Annotated in this window: 12 protein-coding genes; 4 read left to right on the top strand and 8 right to left on the bottom strand. The window is 72.1% G+C overall.

Annotated elements, in window-relative coordinates; translation table 11 throughout:
* Positions 1-27: 27 nt before the first annotated feature.
* Both WMF33_RS19280 and WMF33_RS19275 read right to left on the bottom strand, forming a co-directional pair.
* Complete coding sequence (locus WMF33_RS19280; RefSeq protein WP_437338505.1) at positions 28-477, bottom strand: DUF3237 domain-containing protein; 450 nt, start codon at positions 475-477, stop codon at positions 28-30.
* Positions 474-1,700: a flavin-dependent oxidoreductase gene (locus WMF33_RS19275; protein ID WP_437338504.1), complete on the bottom strand. Its 1,227-nt coding sequence runs from the start codon at positions 1,698-1,700 to the stop codon at positions 474-476. The genes WMF33_RS19280 and WMF33_RS19275 overlap by 4 nt, the downstream gene beginning before the upstream one ends.
* Positions 1,701-2,714: 1,014 nt before the next feature.
* On the opposite strand from WMF33_RS19275, the gene WMF33_RS19270 reads away from it, so the two are divergent.
* The 4 genes from WMF33_RS19270 (at position 2,715) to WMF33_RS19255 (ending at position 10,317) form a co-directional block, all read left to right on the top strand.
* On the top strand, positions 2,715-4,148 hold the full coding sequence (locus WMF33_RS19270) for a condensin subunit MukF (RefSeq protein WP_437338503.1): 1,434 nt from the start codon (positions 2,715-2,717) through the stop codon (positions 4,146-4,148).
* Positions 4,145-4,843, top strand: a complete 699-nt coding sequence (locus WMF33_RS19265; RefSeq protein WP_437338502.1) for a chromosome partition protein MukE — start codon at positions 4,145-4,147, stop codon at positions 4,841-4,843. The genes WMF33_RS19270 and WMF33_RS19265 overlap by 4 nt, the downstream gene beginning before the upstream one ends.
* A complete protein-coding gene (gene mukB, locus WMF33_RS19260) occupies positions 4,840-9,255 on the top strand; it encodes a chromosome partition protein MukB (RefSeq protein ID WP_437338501.1) in 4,416 nt (1,471 codons plus the stop codon). The genes WMF33_RS19265 and mukB overlap by 4 nt, the downstream gene beginning before the upstream one ends.
* A gap of 69 nt (positions 9,256-9,324) precedes the next feature.
* Positions 9,325-10,317, top strand: a complete 993-nt coding sequence (locus WMF33_RS19255) for a Wadjet anti-phage system protein JetD domain-containing protein (protein ID WP_437338500.1) — start codon at positions 9,325-9,327, stop codon at positions 10,315-10,317.
* 32 nt (positions 10,318-10,349) lie between these two features.
* Here the strand turns inward: WMF33_RS19255 and WMF33_RS19250 are convergent, their stop codons facing one another.
* The 6 genes from WMF33_RS19250 to WMF33_RS19225 all read right to left on the bottom strand — a co-directional run bounded on the left by WMF33_RS19250 (position 10,350) and on the right by WMF33_RS19225 (position 20,501).
* Entirely contained in the window at positions 10,350-10,964 is a 615-nt protein-coding gene (locus tag WMF33_RS19250) for a hypothetical protein (RefSeq protein ID WP_437338499.1), read from the bottom strand.
* Positions 10,961-11,695: a hypothetical protein gene (locus WMF33_RS19245; protein ID WP_437338498.1), complete on the bottom strand. Its 735-nt coding sequence runs from the start codon at positions 11,693-11,695 to the stop codon at positions 10,961-10,963. The genes WMF33_RS19250 and WMF33_RS19245 overlap by 4 nt, the downstream gene beginning before the upstream one ends.
* Positions 11,696-12,704: 1,009 nt before the next feature.
* The gene (locus WMF33_RS19240; protein WP_437338497.1) at positions 12,705-15,572 is read right to left on the bottom strand and encodes a tetratricopeptide repeat protein; all 2,868 of its coding nucleotides are present in this window, start codon (positions 15,570-15,572) and stop codon (positions 12,705-12,707) included.
* A 284-nt stretch (positions 15,573-15,856) separates the two neighbouring features.
* Entirely contained in the window at positions 15,857-16,624 is a 768-nt protein-coding gene (locus WMF33_RS19235) for a hypothetical protein (RefSeq protein WP_437338496.1), read from the bottom strand.
* On the bottom strand, positions 16,615-17,772 hold the full coding sequence (locus tag WMF33_RS19230) for a toll/interleukin-1 receptor domain-containing protein (protein ID WP_437338495.1): 1,158 nt from the start codon (positions 17,770-17,772) through the stop codon (positions 16,615-16,617). Before WMF33_RS19230 ends, WMF33_RS19235 begins: the two co-directional genes overlap by 10 nt.
* The gene (locus WMF33_RS19225; RefSeq protein WP_437338494.1) at positions 17,769-20,501 is read right to left on the bottom strand and encodes a tetratricopeptide repeat protein; all 2,733 of its coding nucleotides are present in this window, start codon (positions 20,499-20,501) and stop codon (positions 17,769-17,771) included. The genes WMF33_RS19230 and WMF33_RS19225 overlap by 4 nt, the downstream gene beginning before the upstream one ends.
* Positions 20,502-20,827: the final 326 nt, after the last annotated feature.

Below are 20,827 nucleotides of genomic sequence, written 5' to 3'. Positions count from 1 at the left end.
TGTTGTGGTCTCAGCCGCGACCGCGCCCTAGCCGATCTCGTGAACCGTGAGCCGCACCCGGTCGGCCAGCCGCTCGCCCACGGCCAGGGCCAGCACGGCGTTCAGCCGCTGAAGCCCTGGCGCCGAGGTGCGCATGCGGATGGAGGTGCGGAAATAGGTGAGCCCGGGGTCCACGGCCTCGCCGCGCCCGAGCGCCGCCTGCACTTCCGGGGGCCTGGCGCGGACGCCTTCGGAGAGGATCTCCACCGTTCCATGGCCGGCGATGTCGAGGATGTAGTGGGCCGAGATGTCGGTCCGCCCGTCATCCCAGATCGTCTGCCAGTCGCCGCCGCCCGGCAGCACCCGCCCCTCGAGGCCGCCGGCCACCGTACCGCCGACGATGGGAATGAAGCGCCTCCCGGGCGGGCCCGGATCGACGGTGACCGGCGTGTCTACGGCCACCTCGAGCGTCATCAGGGGGACGAGGGGCGGGCTCACGCGGCGGGCTCCGAGGCGCGCTTCAGGCCGGTCAGCACCTTGTAGCGGGCGGCGATGGCCTCCAGCTCGCCGGGGGCGAAGACGTCCTCGATGCGGTCGAAGCCGTCCGGCGCGCGGTCCTGGGCGATCTGCATGCACTGCTCCGGGCCGTTGCCGCGATTGGCCGCGACGATGGCGGCGGTGGCGGGCAGGCGCTCGGCCTCGTAGGCGGCCAGCGCCTCCACCGGATCGGCGTGGGCGGCGAGCGCGCGGACCAGGGCGCGGGCGTCGAGGATGGCCTGGCTCGCCCCGTTGGAGCCGATCGGATACATGGGATGGGCGGCGTCGCCCAGCAGCGTCATGCGCCCATGGCTCCAGCGCGGCAGCGGGTCGCGGTCGACCAGCGGGAATTCGTAGATCGCCTCGGCGTCCCGGATCAGGCCGGGCACATCCAGCCAGTCGAAGCGCCAGGATTCGAACCTGGGCAGGAAGTCGGCGGGGTCGCCCCGTCGATTCCAGTCCTCCCGTCGCAGGCTCTCGGCGACCGCGAGCTCGGCGATCCAGTTGATCCTCTGACGGCCGTCCGGCCCCGGCGGGGAGATGGGATAGGCGACGAACTTCTGGTCCTGATGCCCGGCCATGATCATGCTGGCGCCGGTGAGGAAGGGCGCCGCCAGCGTGGTCGCCCGCCACAGGATGCGGCCGCCATAGACCGGCGGCCCCTCGTCCGGATAGAGGCGGGCGCGCGCCGCCGAGTGGATGCCGTCGGCGCAGATCAGGAGATCGGCGGCGACCTTCCGGGCCACGCCCTCGCGGTCGAGGAAGCGCGCCACGATGCGGCCTCCGTCCTCCGCGTGGTCCGTGAGGCGCCGGTCGCAGATCACCCGGTCGGCGCCCAGCCGCTCGACGGCGGCGTCGAACAGCACGCCCTGCAGGGCGCCGCGGTGCAGGGAGATCTGCGGCGCGGCGTGGCCCGCGAAGCGGCCGCGCGGCTCGCCCCAGATGCGCTGACCGAAGCGGTTGTAATAGACAAGCTCGCGGGTCGCGACCCCCTGGGCCAGGAGGGCCTGGACAAGGCCCAGCTCGTCCAGCACCTCGCCGGCGTGGGGCAGGAGGTTGATGCCGACCCCGAGCGGCAGGAGGGTGGGCGCGGCCTCGAACACCGTCACCTCGTGGCCTGAGGCGTGGAGCGAAAGAGCCGCGGCCAGGCCGCCGATCCCGGCGCCCACGACGATCACCTGCATGAAATCCTCCGCAGACATGCGGCTCGGCGCCGCCTGTCGTTATAGACCGTAACAATCGCTCCGATCCGAGCGGCCCGACGCGCGGGCGGGCGCGGATCGGCGCCACCATGGCCTCAATCACCGGCATCTGGACGCCGCCGGCCGCCGCTGCGCGGCTGTCGGGCATCCCAGGGATGGTTGAAGGTGGACGCAGCCTAAGAGGTGCGGTTATTGAACATAACTGTCATGCTTGTGTTGTTGCGGACCTGCTGTTCTCTCTGCGTTCGTGGAGATGCAGGCGACTGCAACGAGCGTACCCGAGCCCGCTGGATCGAGGCATAGGCATACTCGCCTATGCCTCGACGATGCGAGGCGCAGGGCTGGACCCGCCGGGCGCGCGACGGCGGGATCCGCGGCAGCTCGGCCGACCGTGGCCGCGCTGGCGGACGCACATCGCGCGTGGGTCGCTCGCCAGCGTGGCGCTTGTCGTGATCGCGGAGGCGACGTCGACGTCCCCAGCGGGCCGCGGCGGCGTGGGCGATCTCCTGGATGCCGCGAGGCACGACGCGGTGCCTGAGCCGCAGGCGCGACGGTGCGCGGCCGGGCGCGAAGTAGGAGGGTCACGCGAGAAAAGTAATCCGATTCCCGCAATGCGCTGTGATGCGCGCGCAGGTGGGCAGCTCACCTATGTTGACGAGCGCCTCGGGAAGGCCTGGAGAGCCGATCGCCTTCGATCCGAGCAAGCGTTCGAACAAGCGCCGGCGGCGACGACCCGCGTACCCGCAGCATTCCGGGAACGTCTCCCAATTTCTCACACCAACAGGCATCCACCATTCACATATCGATCACGTAACCATCCACGTAGAATCGTGGTAATAGCCTGCCCTCCGAGTGCCCTGGACGTCGGCGCTCGAGCCTCGGCGCCGCCTGGCTGCCGAGGCCACAACCCCGCATCGAAACGCTGCAGCTCGCGCGCTCGCCCGGCTCAGGCCCTGGCACTCGCCGGCTGCGACAGCGCACCCCACAGCGATCGCCATGGACCCGAACCGCCTGATCGCCTCGCTCCAGCGCTCCCGCGCGGCCCTGAAGCTCGACACCGCGGACCTCTGTTACCTCGTGGCCCTGCGCGCGCGCGCCGAGAGGGCGGCGCTCGCGTCCTTCGAGGAGGACCTGCTTGTCGACGTCTTCGAGCAGATCTGCGAGATCACCGACCCGGGCGCCGAGAACCCTCGCAAGCGCGCCACCCACGCCATCCAGCGCCTGCGCGAGCAGCGGCTCCTGGCGCGGGTGGACGGGGCCGGCCTCGTGCGCGCGGGCGAGTACACGCTGACACGCCTCGCGGCCGCGGTCGTCGACTTCTTCTTCGACGATGAGGCGCTCACGCGCGAGAGCCTCACCCTGCTCACGGGCGTCCTCACGGCCCAGCTCGTCCAGGTGCTCGGCGCGGCGCGGAGCGCAGGGACGGCCGAGGCGTGGCACGCCGACGTGGTGGCGCCGCTGCGGATCACCGTGCGCGATCTCGTCGCCGGCATCGAGCGCCGCCAGCGCGGGCTCGACCTGCAGCAGGAGGAGATCCGCGAGAGGATCGGGGCCCTCCTGCAAAGCGACTGGTTCCGCGCCGTGGAGACGTGCGAGGAGCTGCTCGAGGCGACGGCCGCCACCCTGCGCGAGCTGAACGAGGTCCTGCTGCGAGACACGGGGCACATCCAGGCGCGTCTCCAGGAAATCGAGCAGCTCGCGGCCGACCGGGGCACGCCCGAGGCCGCCGAGGCGGCCCAGCGCGCCGCCGAGCACGTGGATCGCGTGAGCGCCTGGGGCCGAGACCGGCAGCGCGCCTGGTCGGAGTACTACCAGTACGTCCAGCGCTTCCTGCGGGACGTCGTCCGGCTGGATCCGGATCGGGCGCTGAGCCAGCGGCTGCGCGACCAGCTCGTCGCCTGGCCGGATCGCCCCTTCGCGCTCATCGCCGCGCGCGCCCCCTCGATCCGGCTGCTCCGGCCGCTGGAGGCGCGGGTCGCTCGGCCGCCCGTCGTGCAGCCTCGCGGGGCGTGGCGCACGCCGCTCGAGGAGCAGCCGCCGGACCCCCGGATGACCGATCAGGAGCTCCGCGTCCGCGCCGCCCTCGCCGCGGGAGCAGCGACCCTCTCGGAGGTGCTCACCGCCGTGCTGCCCGGGGTTTCCGAGGAACATCGGTTCGTCGCCGTCGGCCGGATCGCGGCGCAGCTCGCCGCGGAGGCGCGCCCCCGAAGCGCGCTCGATCCGCCCTGGGTCGAGGTGCCGGGGGAGCTGAGCGTCGAGGAATGGAGCCTCATGGCGGCCGCGGCCGATGTGTTGCCGTCGCGGCTCCCTCCGCCGGCGCACGTCGGGACATCGCCGTCGCGGCTCCCTTCGCCGGCGCACGTCGGGACATCGCCGTCGCGCGTCCCTCCGCCGGCCAGGCCAGGGCGCACGTCCGAGGAGGCTCCATGACGTCGGCGCCGTTCTCGCGCCTCGAAGAGGTGGTCCTCGATCCGCTCTTTCCGGAGGTCGACCTCGCCCTCCGCGCCGGGCGGCACGTGGATCGCGACGACGGCGATCGGTACAGCTTCCTCGTCGATGCTCAGGAGCTGCTCGAGCCCTTCTACCGCCGGTACGGCGGCGAGCTCACGCACGCGACCGAAGGCTACTTCTACCTCCTGCCCTCGGGCGACCGGCTCGGCCGGCGGCACCTCACGGCCGGCGAGATGCTCGTCGGTCAGACGCTCGCGCTCCTGTACCTCGATCCGGCGACCGTGCAGTCCGGCGGCGTCGTGCCGCGCGCGCAGCTCGTGGCGCGGCTCGAGGGCCTGATCGGCCGCCAGCGGCTCGTCGTCGCGCTCAACCCGAGGCGGAAGCGCTACGACGAGCGGATCGCCGAGGAGACCGTGCGCCTCGAGATCGACAAGGCGCTGCGCGCGCTCGCCGCGCTCGGCTTCGTCGACCTCCAGGAGGAAGGCGGCCGCGGGGCGCCGCCCGCGGCCCGCGCCGAGCGCCTGCGGGTGCGAGCGCCCGTGCTGCGCTTCGCGGAGCCCGTGCGCGGGCTCGGCGACCGCGCCGAGGCGCTCGGGCGCCTCGTGGCCGAGGGGAAGGTGGCGCTCGGGGACGCGCCGCCGGCTGGAACGGATGAAGAGGAGGAGGAGCCGTGAAACGTGTCCAGGCCGCCGCGCTCGCCCTCGTGAACTGGCGAGGGGTGTTCTGCAGGACCTACGATCTCGACCCCAACGTCACCGCCCTCGAGGGGACGAACGGCGCGGGCAAGACCACGGTGATGATCGCCGCGTACGTCGTGCTGCTGCCCGACATGAGCCGGCTCCGCTTCACCAACCTGGGCGAGCACGGCGCGACGGGCGGCGACAAGGGGATCTGGGGCCGCCTCGGCGACCCCGGGCGCCCCTCGTACGCCTTCCTCGATCTCCGCCTCCCGCGCGGCGAGCGGCTGCTCGCCGGCGTGCACCTCGAGCGCCGCGCCGAGCCGACCGTCGAGCCGACGCCGCTGATCGTCACGGATCTCGCCGCCGGCGCCGCGCTGGAGGACGTCCTGCTCGACCGGGGCGAGCTCGACATGGTCCCCGATCTCGGCCGGCTCCGCGAGATCGTCGCGCGGGCCGGCGCGCGGCTCACCACCTTCACCTCGGCCAAGGAGTACTTCGCGGCCCTGTTCGATCGCGGCGTCACGCCGCTGCGGCTCGCGACCGAGGAGGAGCGCGGGAAGCTCAACGAGCTGCTCCGCACGAGCATGACCGGAGGCATCTCGCGGGCGCTCACCTCGGAGCTGCGCGGCTTCCTGCTGCGCGAGGAGACGGGCCTCGCGGACACCCTCGTGCGGATGCGCCAGAACCTCGATGCCTGCCGCAGGACGCGGCAGGAGGTCGAGGCGGCGCGGCGGACCGAGGGGGAGATCCGCGAGGTGTACGACGCCGGGCAGAGGATGCTCGCCGCCGCCGTGCACGCGACCAAGGAGGCCGCCGAGGAGCGCGCGAAGCGGCTCGACGAGGCGCGGCGGGCGCTCGCGGCGGCCGAGGCCGAGCGCGGCGGGCTCGAGATCGAGGTGGACGACGGGCGCGCGCGCAGGGACGTGGTCCGGAGCGAGCACGCGGCGGTCGAGGCGGCGGGGGTCACGGCCCGGGGCGTCGTCGAGCGGACCCGGCGGGCCCGCGAGATCGACGAGCGCATCCGCGAGCGGACCGCGCGGCGCGAGGAGGCCGCCGCGCGGCAGGGCACGGCGCGTGCGGCGTGGGAGGGCGCGCTGGGCGAGGCGCGGCTGCGCCGGGACGAGGCGCGCGAGGACCGCGAGCGCGCCGCCCGGGGGCTCTCGGACCTGCAGCGAGGCATCGAGGAGCTGGCCCGGCGAGCCGCCGCGCACCGCATCGCGGTGGCCTCCCTGGAGGAGGCGGCGCGGCGGCTGCCCGGCGAGGACGTCCGCCCCGAGACCGCCGGCGAGGCGATCGCGCGCTGCGAGGCGCGGCAGGAGGCGCTGGACGAGGAGATCGTGCGGCTCGATCGCGAGATCGGGACGGCGGCGCGGCGCCGGCGCGAGTTCGCCGAGGTCGCGGGCGCGCTCGGGCGGCTGGTCGGCGCGGAGGTCCCGGCCGCCGGCGCCTACGAGCGCGCGTCGCGGGCGCTCGAGGAGTCCCGGCGCCTGCTCCGGCTCGTGGAGGAGCGGCCCCGGCTCGCGCCCCGCCTCGACGAGGCGCGGGCGCACGCGCGGCGGCAGCGCGCCGCGCGCGGGCAGGCGGACGCGCTGTCGGCGCCCGACCGGCCGCTGTCGACCGCGGCCGAAGTCGCCGCGGCCCACCGCGACGCCGAGGACGAGCTCCGCGACGCCGAGGAGCGGAGCCGCGACGAGGCCGAGGCCGCGCGCGACGCCGAGGCCGCGCGTGAGGCGGCGAGATCACGTGCCCGCGATCTGGAGGCGCTGGCGATCCGCTGGCGGGAGGTCCGCACCGCGGCGGACGCGCTCTCGGCGCGCGCTGGCCAGGGGATCAGCTCGCGGGAGGATCTGGAGACCCTGCGCGCCGCCCTCCAGGCGCGGCGCGATGAGGTCCGCCGGGGCGGAGAGGAGGCCGAGGCGCGGCGCCGGGCGCTCCAGGACGAGGCGCTCCGGCTGGAGCAGGCCGGAGGGCAGGTCAGCCGGGCGCTCTTGAGGGCGCGGGATCTCGTGGGGGGCGAGCTCCTGGCGGGGCGCTTCGAGGAGGTCGCCCTCGAGGACGCCGCCGCGGTGGAGGCCCTGCTCGGCCCGCTGCACGAGGCGATCCTCGTCGAGGACGCGCGCGGCGCTGCCGAGGTCCTCGCGCAGGCGACCGAGCGCCCCGCGACCGTGTGGCTCCTCGGAGGAGACGCGCCGCTCGCGCTCGACGAGGAGGGCCGGCCGCCCGGCGAGCTGCTCGGACGCGACGCGCTGGTGCGGAGCGCCGAGGGCGTCCGCCTGACGCGCCTGCCCGAGCGGCCGACGCTCGGGCGCAGGGCCCGATCGCGCCGCGTCCGCGAGCTCAAGGAGGAGGAGCGCGAGCACGCGGAGCGGGTCGAGGCGCTGCGCGCGGAGGAGCGAGGGCTGGATCGCGCGCTCGACGAGGTCGCGCGGCTGCTCCCGGACGCGGCGATCCTGGAGCGCGACGACCCCCGGCCGGAGCTCGGCGCGGCGCGCGAGGCCGGGGAGCGCGCGGCCGAGGCGGCGCGGGCGCACGGCGAGGCGGCGAGCGCGGCGCGGGCGCGCGCGCAGGGGCTCGCGCGGCGGACCGCGGCGCTCACGCGGCTGCTCCCCGAGGCGTGGCTCCTCGACGCCCGCGATTTCGATGCGGAGGCCGCGGCGCTCGCGGCGCGGCTCGCCGAGGCGCAGCGCGCCGAGGCGGAGCTCGCGCGCACGGCGCTCGACCGGCGGATCGTCGAGGGGCGGATCGAGGTGCTCCGCGCGGCGCCTCCCTCGGACGACGATCTCGCGCGGATGGGCGCGCGGAAGGCCGAGGCCGAGCGCGCGCGCGACGAAGCCGGCCGCGCCCTGCTGGCGCTGCGTCGCGTGGAGGAGAACCGCGCCGCGCTCGCGTGGACCGACGCGGAGGCGGCGCTCCGGCGGAGGCGGGGGCTCACGCCGGCGCTGTCCGAGCAGCTCGATCGCGCGAAGCAGGCCCTGGATCGGGCGGAGGAGCGCCTCGACCGGGCCGAGGCGGCGGAGCGCGCGGCGCACCAGGCGCTCCAGGCCGCGGACGGCGCGGTGGGCAGCCTGGACGAGGCGCTCGCGCGCCATCGCGAGGAGCTGGCCGAGACCGGCGTCGAGGATCCGAGCGCGGCGGCGCTCGAGCGGGCGGAGCGGGAGCTCGCCGCCCTGGAGGAGCGCCGGGCGGCGCTGAGCGTGCAGGAGCGCGAGCTCTCGGAGGAGGTGGTCCGCCGGGAGGTGCGGCTGGACGGCGCGCGCGGGAGGGAGCAGGAGGCGCGCCGCCACGCGGAGGACGAGGAGCGCCTGTTCCGGCCGGCCCAGGAGCGCTGGGAGCGCCTGCGCGGGCTGGCGGAGGCGCAGGGCGCGCTGGCGTCCGCGCTCTCCGCGCGCTTCTCGGCCGAGCTCGCCGGCGCTGGCAGCCCCAACCTCTGGCCGCGGGCGCGCGAGCACGGCGCGCTCCTCCTGGAGCGCCTGGGTCGCGCCCAGGACGGCGCCGTCGTGGCGGCCGAGATCAAGGGCCGCATCGGCAGCGCCGAGCTGACGTCCAGCGAGGCGTACCTCGAGGCGTGGCAGCGGGTCCGCGACTGGTTGCTCCGCCGGATCCCGCCGCAGATCGCGGAGGTCGACGACCCCATCGAGGCGCTCGCCCGCCTGTGCGAGCACCTCGCGCGCCTGCAGGACCGGCTCGCGCGGCAGGAGGGCGATCTGCGCGGCGAGTCGTCCGACGTTGCCCGAAACATCGAGACGCAGATCCGCAAGGCGCAGCACAACCTCCGTCGCATGACCGAGGACCTCGATCAGGTCCGCTTCGGCAACATCCACGGGGTCCAGGTCCGGGTGCAGCGTGTGGCGCGGATGGACCAGGTGCTCCAGGCGCTCAAGGAGGATCCGGCGCAGGATCTGCTGTTCAAGACGTCGATGCCCATCGAGGAGGCGCTCGAGGAGCTGTTCCGGCGTTACGCGGGCGGGCGCACGGGCGGGCAGCGGCTGCTGGACTACCGCGAGTACATGGATTTGCGGATCGAGGTGCGCCGCCAGGCGAGCGCGACCTGGGAGCTGGCGAACCCGAGCCAGCTGTCGACGGGCGAGGCCATCGGGGTCGGGGCGGCGATCATGATGGTCGTGCTGGCGGCCTGGGAGCGCGACGCGAACCTGCTGCGCGGCAAGCGCTCTCTGGGGACGCTGCGCCTGCTGTTCCTCGACGAGGCGACGCGGCTCTCCCAGGACAGCCTCGACGTGCTGTTCGACCTCTGCCGGAGCCTGGAGCTGCAGCTGTTGATCGCGGCGCCCGAGGTGGCGCGCGCCGAGGGGAACACGACGTACCGGCTGGTGCGCCGGGTGGCCGAGCGCGGGCGCGAGGAGGTGCTGGTCACCGGTCGCCGCGTCGCGCGGGAGCTGCATGGCTGATGTGGGGCGCGTGAAGCGGGGCGCGTGATGTGGGGAGAGTGATGTGGGGCGCGTGAAGCGGGGCGAGTGATGTGGGGAGAGGAGCTGGCGCGGCTCGCGTTGCTCGAGCTCTGGGCCACGGGCAAGCTGCGCCGCCGGTCCTCCCAGGGCGCGGTGTGGTCGCACCTGGCCGGGCTGCCGTGGACGCGGCGCACCGGTCGGCGGGACGAGGTGGCGCTCGTGGAGGCGCAGCGCGAGGAGGTGCGGTCGCTGCTCGACCGCGTGTGGCCCGGCTGGGCCGAGGCGCTGGAGGAGCTGCGGGCCGCGGGGCTCCCGGTGGACGAGCGCGGCTGGCATCGGCTCAAGGATCGGGAGCGCGCCGAGAGGCTCCCGCGGGCGCTGCCGCCGCGGCTGAACCAGCGCACCGCGACGGCGGCCGTGGCGGCCCGCTCCAAGGCGGGGCTCACGGAGGCCCGTCGCGAGGCGCTCGGGGGCGTCGAGGTGACCCGGGATGGGCTGGTTCGGCTGAGGCCGCACGCCGGGCTCGCCGTGCGCCGCGGCGACGGTGAGGCAGAGCTCGACGTGGAGGTCGTCGTCCGGCTGCTCGGGGAGCTCGTGGTGACCGAGCGCGCGCTGCGCGACGGGACGCGGCTCGACGGCGAGCGGCCGGCGGCGATCCTTCTGGTGGAGAACGTGGGCGCTTACCTGGACCTGACACCGCCGCAGGGCTGGCTGGTGGCGCTGGTGCCGGGCTGGGATACGGCGACCATGCGGGCGTTTCTGGACGAGCTGGACCCGAGGCACGAGGTGCCGGTGGTCCACTTCGGCGATCTGGATCCGAACGGCGTCCGTATCGCGCGGCACCTGCGCGCGCTGCGCCCGGACCTCCGGTGGGCGATCCCCGAGCTATGGGCGGAGTACCTGGAGAAGCGCGCGCTGCGGGGGGAGTGGCCCGAGGATCTCGATGTCGCGGGGGAGCCCGCCCTGGTGCGGGAGCTGTGCGCGCGGGGGTTATGGCTGGAGCAGGAGGTGATCGTCCTGGATCCGCGGCTCGCGGAGGCGCTCGAAGGGTACCTGCGGTAGAGCGGGCGTGCGGTGGGGGCTTGAGCGATGGATCACGCCCCCAGCCGCCACCTGTCGAGCGAAAGGAGCAGCTTCTCCTTGATGGCACCTTCGTCCCCGAGCGCGGCCAAATTCAGGTCGAAGTAGCGGTACGCGTATTCATCTCCGCCGACCCTCACCTTGTGCTCGGCCCCATTCTTCCTGTTGGCCGTGCGCGAGAGCTGGCTCCAGGCGGAGCTCCAATCGGGCTTCTTGGCGCGTGTGCGGTGCAAGCCGATCCGGAGCTCGGAGGCCGCCGTCTCGGCGGACTTGAAGCTGGTAGCATCAGGTTCGCCGTCGCAAGAGCCATTGTATCCCGTATCAGCGATGGCATGGATGTGGACCTTGCAGTGGGTTCCGTTGCTCGATCCCTGCCAGACGCACTCGACCTGGTAGGCCGGCGTCAGGTCCCATGCCCAGTGTTCAGGCCGGAAGAAAGGCTTCGTTGACTGGGGCAGCCTCGCGACGTTGATGGGAGCCCATCGGTCGAACTCGAAGCCCCGCTCGGCCAGGAATTCGTCTGTCAGTTGCAGCAGATCGCACAGCCGCCGATGGTAGGCATGCAGGAGCCTGTACGCGCGACGCACATCGGCGAGCGCCCCAGCCAAGTCGACATTCTTCTCGTTCACCGGATCCTCCACCCCTGGATTGTGGACACCGAGCCCTCGCCCCCGGGTCGTTCTGCGACCGCTGGCAACGACGAGAACCAGGTTTTCCTACGGTACCCCCACGCTTCGAGCGCCGCAGCCATGTCGCGCAGGATCGCCGATTGCGGCGATGCGCGCGTCGAAGCCTCGATCGGATAGAGCGTTTCGCGCAGGTCTTCCCACCGGATCGTGAGCACCCCGGCGACATCGCTCGCGACGTCGCGCCGGACACGGGCGAGATTGCCATGTCCCTCCTGCATCACGATGCCTCCCACGGCGATGAGCCATAGCTGCTTCTTCGAGTGCGCGGGCACCGCCCGCGCCGCGCGGATCTGCTCCACCCACTGTGCAGGGTCCTGGAATCCCCGATGCTTGGCCTCGATCAGGAGCAGCGTGTCGCCCCACGAGACGAGCACGTCGGGCTCGACCCGCACCTTGTTCCGCCCTCCATCACCTGGCCGAAGGCTGGGCCAGAACGACCACGAGGGCGCCCCCACGGGAGGGGTCGCGGGCATCGGCAGACCATCGCCCAACGGCTTGCTCGCGCCACGCAGGATGGCCCACGCGAGCTCGGCCGGCAGGTACTCCAGCCGCTCGAACACCATCGACGTGAGCGGGTCCTCGAGCTCCGTCAGCCCGTCCGTCGCCGTCCCCTGGGTGCTGCGCTCCTCCAGCGTGTCTCCGTCGCTTTCCTCGTCGACGCCGACCGCCATGCGGCCGAGCTTCCCGTGCTGGAGCGCCTTCAGCATGCACGACGAGGCTACAGTCTTGCTGCGCCGGCTGTCATCCGTGACAGCGTGGTCGCCACCCACGCTGTGTCGTCGCACGTGCCTCGTGGTCGTCGCCGAGCACGCGCTCCTCCGGCGTGCCTGCGGACCTCGGCTTCGACGAGGCGGCGACGCTCCGCCGCGTGCCGCCGTCGACGAGGTCTCCCGATGGGAGCGTAGCCGGCGGCATGAAGTGGGATTTCTTACATTACAGCGCCCAGCGAGGCGGGGCGCCCAGGGGATCGCGCGGCCGGACGGTGGCCTCTCCATCGCGGAGATGGGTGCCACCCATCTTTTGCTGGAGGCACGTCCACCGGGAGACGGGTGCCACCCATCTTTTGTTGGAGGAACGAATTTGCGGTGCCGAACCGTCGCGATCCGTCGCTTCACCCGGGATTTTGGGGGGACCAGACCACCGATCGCACCCGTTCGGAAGGCATGGCCCCAACCCAGGCCCAACCGCCGGTGCCTGGGCTTAGAGAGCTGGCGTTAAGCGATCCGTCGCCTCGGGCCGCGGTGATTGCCTCACTCGCCGAGGCGCTCACCCGCGCCCTCGCCCTCGGGGATGAGGTGGCGGCCCTGGTTGTTCACGAGGCGATCGGCCGGCTGCTCGGCGTACCGTCGGCTACGGAGGGGCGCGCAGGCTAGCGCTCGTGTTCGAGCCTACGCCATCACGATAGCCATTCCCTGGGGCCGGGATCGTCACGGCGCCTACGGATGCCGTGGCGGTCGCGCTGGACAGCGGCGCCACGGCGGTCGGCGGCGCGGTTTCGACCGGCGAACGTCGGGCGCGCTGCGGCTCGGCTCCTCCCTCTTCTCTCCTTTTGGAGCCCGGCGAGGTGGTCCTCGAGCTCTGCGCGTAGCATGGCATCCTGCTCGGCGTACGAGACGAACACGCGCGGGCCTCGTATCGACCGGCGATTCTGCTTCCGTGCGCCCGCGCCGGGCTGGTCGTTCAAGGCGTTCTCGGAGCGCGCAGCAGGGCGCGGAGCGCCTCGGCGTCGGCGGGCCGGCCGATCTTGGTGAGGGCCTCGGAGGCCCGGGCGACGACGGGCTCGGCGTCCTTCTTCTCGCCGGTCTGGAGGAGCGTTTCGGCGAGCGAACTCCCGGCGAAGGCGGTTCCGTACGCGTCGCCGAGCGCTAGGAGGAGTTCGTAGGACCTCCGCAGCAGGGGAAGAGCCATAGCGACTTCCTTTCGGGACAAGTGAATCTGGGCGATGTCAAACAGCGTCACCGCGCGCTCGCGCCGGTCCCCCAGCGCCTCGTAGACCGCAAGCGCTTGCCGGTGCAGTCTTAGCGCCTCGTCCACCTCCCCCTTGTCCCTGAGGAGCCGCGCGATGTCTCCCAGCGTCACCGCGCGCGAGCGCCGGTCCCCCAGCGCCTCGAACACCGCAAGCGCTTCCCGGTGCAGCTTCAGCGCCTCGTCCACCTGCCCCTTGTCCGTGAGGAGCCGCGCGATGTCTCCCAGCGTCACCGCGCGCGAGCGCCGGGCCCCCAGCGCCTCGTAGACCGCAAGCGCCTCCTGGTGCAGCTTCAGCGCCTCGTCCACCTCCCCCTTGTCCCTGAGGAGCCGCGCGATGTCTCCCAGCATCACCGCGCGCGAGCGCCGGTCCCCCAGCGCCTCGAACACCGCAAGCGCTTCCTGGTGCAGCTTCAGCGCCTCATCCACGTCCCCCTTGTCCGTGAGGAGCCGCGCGATGTCTCCCAGCGTCGCCGCGCGCAAGCGCCGGTCCCCCAGCGCCTCGAACACTGCAAGCCGCTCCCGGTGCAGTTTCAGCGCCTCGTCCACCTCCCCCTTGTCCATGAGGAGCCGCGCGATGTCTCCCAGGGTCACCGCGCGCAAGCGCCGATCCCCCAGCGCCTCGTAGACCGCAAGCGCTTCCTGGTGCAGCTTCAGCGCCTCGTCCACCTCCCCCTTGTTCGCGAGGAGCCGCGCGATATTTCCCAGCGTCCCCGCGCGCGAGCGCCGGTCCCCCAGCACCTCGTAGACCGCAAGCTCTTCCCGGTGCAGCTTCAGTGCCTCGTCCACCTCCCCCTTGGCCCTGAAGAGCCGCGCGATGTCTCCCAGCGTCGCCGCGCGCGAGCGCCGGTCCCCCAGCGCCTCGTAAACCGCAAGCTCTTCCCGGTGCAGCTTCAGCGCCTCGTCCACCTCCCCCTTGTTCGCGAGGAGCCGCGCGATGTCTCCCAGCGCCACCGCGCGCGAGCGCCGGTCTCCCAGCGCCTCGTAGACCGCAAGCTCTTCCCGGTGCAGCTTCAGCGCCTCGTCCACCTCCCCCTTGTTCGCGAGGAGCTGCGCGATGTCCCCCAGCACCACCGCGCGCGAGCGCCGGTCCCCCAGCGCCTCGTAGACCGAAAGCGCTTCCCGGTGCAGCTTCAGCGCCTCGTCCACCTCCCCCTTGTTCGCGAGGAGCCGCGCGATGTCCCCCAGCACCACCGCGCGCGAGCGCCGGTTCCCCAGCGCCTCGTAGACCGCAAGCTCCTCCCGGTGCAGCTTCAGCGCCTCGTCCACCTCGCCCTTGGCCGTGAGGATCCGGGCCCGCTGGCCGACGCCCACCATCGCCCAGCCACGGTCATTCCCCTGCGCCGCTTGCTCCAACCTCACGGCGGAATCCGTCGCCGACTCGAGGCGCCCTAGGAAGTACTGTGCCTCGCCCAGATCCCGCAGCGCCCGGTAGCGATCCTCCCCCTCCAGCGCGCCCTCCGGCACCCGACCCAGGTAGAAGGCCGCGTCACCATACCGCTGCGCCGCATAGGTCAGCGATCCCAGCAACCCGAACACCAGCCCCGCAGGATCGCGCGCCGTCCCGCGCTCCAGCGCGCCTCGCGGATTCACCGGGTCGAAGCGCACCTCCTTGCCCTCGAGCCGGGCCGTCGCCAGGCGCTCCGACTCCACAACCGTGAACACCGGCAGCGCGCAGCCCCTGCCCGAATGGCACATCGCCGCCCCCCACACCACCACGTCCGCACGGTAGTCGCGCCCGAGCTTACGCGCCTGCTCGTCATTGCCGACCATCTGCGGCGCCTGCTTCACTTCCAGCCCCGTCCAATCCCCTGCCGCCTCGCGCAGGTGCCTGGCCAGGTCGAACGCAAACGCCTGTCCCGCGAGCGCCACGTCCTTGTCCCGCGCCTTCGGCTCGAAGTCGCACACCACGATGGTCACCGCTGCGCTATGGCTCGGCTCGTGGGCCCTCCGCGGCTGATAGACAACCTCCTGCCCCACCGCGAACGAACCGGCGTTGATCACCTCTGCCTTCGACCGCGTATCCTCGACCCCCACCACCCGCACGCGGCCGAGCACCCCGGTGCCCTCCCGGCCGCGCACCTCGTAAACGTCCCCCACGCCCACCCCGTCGCGGCGCCCCAGGTCGAGTTCCACCAGCGTCGTGGTCGTCATCTGGCTCAACGTCCCAAATCCTCGGCCGATCCGCAGCCGCTCGTCGCTTCCCACGATCTCCGCGCGCGCTCCGTCGAACGACGCACCCGGCTCCTCGTAGACGATCCCGACCGGCGCCGCCGTCGCATAGCCGTCGTCCAGCACGACAACCACCCCGACCTTCACGTCGATCCCATGCTCGGGATCGCGCTTCGTGAGCAGCACGCGCCGCTCGCGCGCCCAGCCGTGTCGCGCCGGCAGACCCACAACCCACAGGTTGCCCTGCACGCGCACGATCGTCGGCTGCTTCGCTGCCACAGCCGCCACGGCCGCAGGCACCTCGCGCATCCCTCTGGGCGGTGGCGTCCGCGGTCCGGAGCAGGCCGAGACAAGCACGAGCACCAGCGCCCAGACAACCGACCCGGATCTACTCACGCTCCACTGCTTCATCCCGCCTCCCCGAAAGCCGGCTCCGCTCCGCAAATAGTTACACGAACGGATGCACAGTAATAGCTGGAGGCCCCTTTTTTGCTCAGGCCTGATGATGGCTCGCTCAAGCGCTCGATGGCCATCGCCCATCCGGTGCCCGGAGCCCCTACCGGAGGAGGCTCTGTCCACCCATCCTGCGAGCACTCTCGGCGCAGGCAGCACGCTCTGGCGAGGCAGTCTGCTGCAAGTCTCAGCGGATGAAGCGCCGACCGGCCGCCATCAGGGGACGTGACGCCCATCGCAACCTACTCGCCTGGCCGCCGATCCTGCGGAGGCTCGCTGGGCGGCGACACCGGACGCCGCGTGATGGCCCGCACGTACCCTCCGCGTACCCAGTGCTGCTCGCGGAACACCGGAGCGTCGGCCCCTCGATCGAGCTGGCAGCGCGAGCGCGTCGCGTCCGTGCCGAACGGCAGCACCGAACACGTCCCGAGCCCCTCGAAGCTGTCGACCGTGAGGTTCAGCGCATCGGCTTTCGGCTCGCCGAGCACCTCGTACTGATCGCCCGACCGAACGTCGTCGTCGCGGCCCATGTCGAGTTCGAGCACGATGTCCCCGCCCTCCTTGGGGAACGCCGCCGCCGGCTGGCCCACGTACTCGCCCCAGTGCCGGCCGATGCGTGCGCGGATGTCCTGCCCAATCGGATCCACGGGGAGGCCTCCGCCGGTGAGCGCCGCGTCCACGTTCTCATCAAGGAGCGTGAACCACGCGACCAGGAGGGCGTCTCCCTGACGGTCCACGCCGCGCAGGATGCCGATCTTCGGGTGATCCTTGGTGCCGGGCAGAGCATTCGGGGCGCGCGCATAGAGCAGGCTGTCGCGCTTCACGCCGGCTGGGGCGTTCGTCACGTACAGCTTCGTCCCCACGCGGACGAGCCTCGGAGCGTTGTCGGGGGGAGCTGAAGCATCGTTGGGGGGCGCTGGTGCGTAGTTGGGCGGCAGCGGGGCCTGCGCTCCACCGCACGCGGTCGGGAGGAGAGCGAACAGGTACTGCCACATCGGTTTCATGGACATGGGAGCCTCCATGCCACGCTCGTTCCGATTGAGATCTCGCGGGCTTTGTCGCTGCGCGAGCACTGGGCCATGTCGGAGCCGGCGAGCACGCTGCATATCGGCTGCACGCCGGCGACCTCGGCGGGACGAGGCTCAGGATCCAGGCACACGAACGCCGCCCCCCCAAGCTCGCTCCGACGCACGCCGAGCGACCAGAACGCTCCGGACAACGTGGCCGTCCCGCGCTTCGGTGCTAGCTCAGCATCGGCGCCCGCGGTTAGCCTAGCATCGGCGGCCGCGGTTAGCCCAGCGTCCGCGGCCGTGGTGCCCGCCACGGGAACCGTGGGCGCTGAGGACCAGGGCGTTACTTGGGGCTGTTTCACGGCGTTCACTGAAGGCAGGATAGGCACGGCGCTCGCGGATGCCGAGGCGGTCGCGCCAGGCAGCCGCGACGCTGCGGAGCTCGGTGGCATGGGATCGACGGGCGAAGACCCGGACGCACTGGGGCTCGGGCCCTCCTTCTTTCCTTGGACAATCACGCCGATGGCGATCCCCACGGCCACGACCCCGGCGAACAGAACGCCAGCAGCTGCATGGCTTCGGGGTTTCGTCGGGGCTTTCGAGGCGCTCTCGCTCTGTGATCGAAGCACGCCGGGTGCGTCCGGGCCGCTCTCGACCAGGGAGCGCAGCTCGCGCGCCACGCTCGCCCACGCCGCATCGCGATCGCTCCACGCGGTGACGGGCTTTACGCCCGCTCCGGGTTGGTAGGGTACGGCCTCAAGATGTCCAAACGGCGCGGCGGTCCAGTCGCAGTCACGCACGAGGACGGGGATCACGCGGGTCTGCCCGCATCGATGTCTATCGAGGGCTTTGGTGAGCTCGATGTCGAAGCAGGAGCTCGAGGCGAAGAAGTTCGCGCTCACCAGCAAGAGCACGATGTCGGCGGTCTCGAGTTCCGCGTCGATGGTGCCGGCCCTGTCGTCGCCAGGCCGGATCATCCGGTCGTGCCATACGAGGACATGTCCACTGTTCTGGAGACTGGCGAGGTGTTTCTCGAGCTCTGCGCGTAGCTTGGCATCCTTCTTGGCGTACGAGACGAACACACGTGCGGGCCTTCTTATCGAGGGGAGCTGCTCCTTCGGTGCGCCCGTGCCAGGCTGGTCGTTCATGGCGTCCTCGGAGCGCGCAGCAGGGCGCGCAGAGCCTCGGCGTCGGTGGGCCGGCCGATCTTGATGAGGGCCTCGGAGGCGCGGGCTACAACGGGCTCGGCGTCCTTCTTCGCACCAGCTTGGAGGAGCGTTCGGGCGAGCAAGCTCCCGACAAAGGCGGCTCCGTACGCGTCACCGAGCGCTAACGCGATTTCGTAGGACTCCCGCAGCATGGGAAGAGCCGTAGCGATCTCCTTTCGATACAAATGAATCTGGGCGATGTCTACCAGCGCCGCCGCGCGCGAGCGCCGCGCCCCCAGCGCCTCGAACACCGCAAGCCGCTCCCGGTGTAGCTTCAGCGCCTCGTCCACCTCTCCCTTCTTCGCAAGGAGCCGCGCGATGTCCCCCAGCGTTACCGCGCGATCACGCCCGCCCCCCAGCGCCTCGAAGACCGCAAGCTGCTCCCGGTGCAGCTTCAGCGCCTCGTCCACCTCTCCCTTCTTCGCAAGGAGCCGCGCGATGTACCCCAGCGCCACCGCGCGCGAGCGCCGGTTCCCCAGCACCTCGAAGACCGCAAGCGCTTCCCGATGCAGCTTCAACGCCTCGTCCACCTCTCCCTTCTTCGCAAGGAGCCGCGCGATGTCTCCTAGCGTTATCGCGCGCGAGTGCCGTGCCCCCAGCGCCTCAAAGACCGCAAGCGCTTCTCGGTACAGCTTCAGCGCCTCGTCCACGTCCCCCTTGTCCTCGAGGAGCGACGCGACGTCTCCCAGCGTCCCCGCGCGCAAGCTCCGGTCCCCCAGCGCCTCGAAGACCGCAAGCCGCTCACGGTGCAGCTTCAGCGCCTCGTCCGCCTCCCCCTTGTCCTCGAGGAGCCGCGCGATGTCTCCTAGCGTTATCGCGCGCGAGCGCCGAGCCCCCAGCGCCTCGTACACCGCAAGCGCTTCCCGGTGCAGCTTCAGCGCCTTGTCCACCTCTCCCTTCATCTCGAGAATCCGTGCGATGTCTCCCAGCGTCCCCGCGCGCAAGCTCCGGTCCCCCAGCGCCTCGAAGACCGCAAGCCGCTCACGGTGCAGCCTCAGCGCCTCGTCCACCTTCCCCTTGTCCTCGAGGAGCGACGCGATGTCTCCCAGCGTCCCCGCGCGCGAGCGCCGGTCCCCCAGCGCCTCGAAGACCGCAAGCGCTTCCCGATGGAGCTTCAGCGCCTCGTCCACCTCTCCCTTCTTCGCAAGGAGCCGCGCGATGTCTACCAGCATCCCCGCGCGCGAGTGCCGTGCCCCCAGCGCCTCGAAGACCGCAAGCGCTTCCCGGTGCAGCTTCAGCGCCTCGTCCACCTCCCCTTTGTCCTCGAGGAGCCGCGCGATGTCTCCTAGCGTTACCGCGCGCGAGTGCCGTGCCCCCAGCGCCTCGAAGACCGCAAGCGCTTCTCGGTACAGCTTCAGCGCGTCGTCGACCTCACCCTTGACCGCAAGGAGCCGGGCCCGCTGGCGAGCGCCGACCATCGCCCAGCCACGGGGATGCCCTTGCGCTGCTCGCTCCAGCTTCACGGCCGAGTCCATCGCAGACTCGAGGCGCCCCAGGAAGTACTGCGCATCGCATAGATCCCGCAGCGCCCGGTAGCGTTCCTCCCCCTTCAGCGCTCCCTCCGGCACCCGACCCAGGTAGAAGGCCGCGTCACCATACCGCTGCGCCGCAAAGGTCAGCGACCCCAGTAGACCAAACACCAGCCCCGCAGGATCGCTCGCCGTCCCGCGCTCCAACGACTCCCGCGGATTGACCGGATCGAAGCGCACCTCCTTGCCCTCGAACCGTGCTGTCGCCAGGCGCCCCGGGTCCACGACCGTGAACACCGGCAGCGCGCAGCCTCGACCCGAAATGCACATCGCCGTCCCCCACACCACCACGTCCGCACGGTAAGCCCGCCCGAGCTTCCGCGCCTTCTCGTCATCGCCGACCATCTGCGACGCCTGCTTCACCTCCAACCCCTTCCAATGCCCCGCCGCCTCACGCAGGTGCTTGGCCAGGTCGAACGCAAACGCCTGCCCCGCAAGCACCACGTCCTTGTCCCGCGCCTTCGGCTCGAAGTCGCACACCACGACCGTCACCGCCGCGCCCTTGACCGCCTCGTCGCCCCTCTGTGGCTGGTAGACCACCTCCTGCCCTGCCGCGAACGGACCGGCGTTGATCACCTCTGCCTTCGCCCGCGTGTCCTCGAGGCTCACCACCCGTACGCGACCGATCACCCCGGTGCCCTCCCGCCCGCGCACCTCGTACACGTCGCCCACGCCCACCCCATCGCGGCGCCCCAGGTCGAGCTCCACCACCGACGTGGTCGTCACCTGGCTCAAGCTCCCAAACCCTCGGCCGATCCGCAGCCGCTCGTCGCTCCCCACGATTCTCGCGAGCGCTCCGTCGAACGACGCCCCCGGCTCCTCGTACATGATCCCGACTGGCGCCGCCGTCGCATAGCTGTCGTCCAACACGACCACGACCCCCACCTTCACGTCGATCCCATGCTTGACGTTGCGCTTGGTGAGCAGCACGCGCCGCTCGCGCGCCCAGCCGTGGCGCGCCGGCAGCCCCACCACCCACAGGTTGCCCTGCACGCGCACGATCGTCGGCTGCTTCGCCGCGACGGCCGCCACCGCCGCGGGCACGTCCTGCATCCCTCTGAGCTGTGGCGTCCGTGCTCCGGAGCAGGCCGCGACAAGCACGAGCACAAGCGTCCAGACAGCCGACCCGGTTCTGCTCACGCTCGACCGCCTCATCCCGCCTCCCCAACATCCGCGCCGCCCCGCAAATAGTTACACGAATGGACGCACAGCCGGAATACCCGCTGCCAGCAGGCACGCCGAGTGGCTTGGGCCCGCGCGCAGACGGGGTGGCCAGCGAAAGTCTCCCCGGCTTCTCGAGCCTCCTCGTGGTGTCGCACGAGTAAAATTTTACGTTCGCGGGCAGACTGCGGGGATCCGCCGGCATTTAGTGGGGGCGAGGCGACGGATCGCAGCCCCTCGGGGACGATGGACCCAACCCGGGCCAACCGCCGGAGCCCCTGGCTCGGGGAGCTGGCCGCCAGCCG

It is taken from the genome of Sorangium sp. So ce394 (assembly GCF_051474665.1).
GTDB lineage: Bacteria > Myxococcota_A > Polyangia > Polyangiales > Polyangiaceae > Sorangium > Sorangium cellulosum_D.
This window is presented reverse-complemented; position numbering and strand designations above follow the sequence as displayed.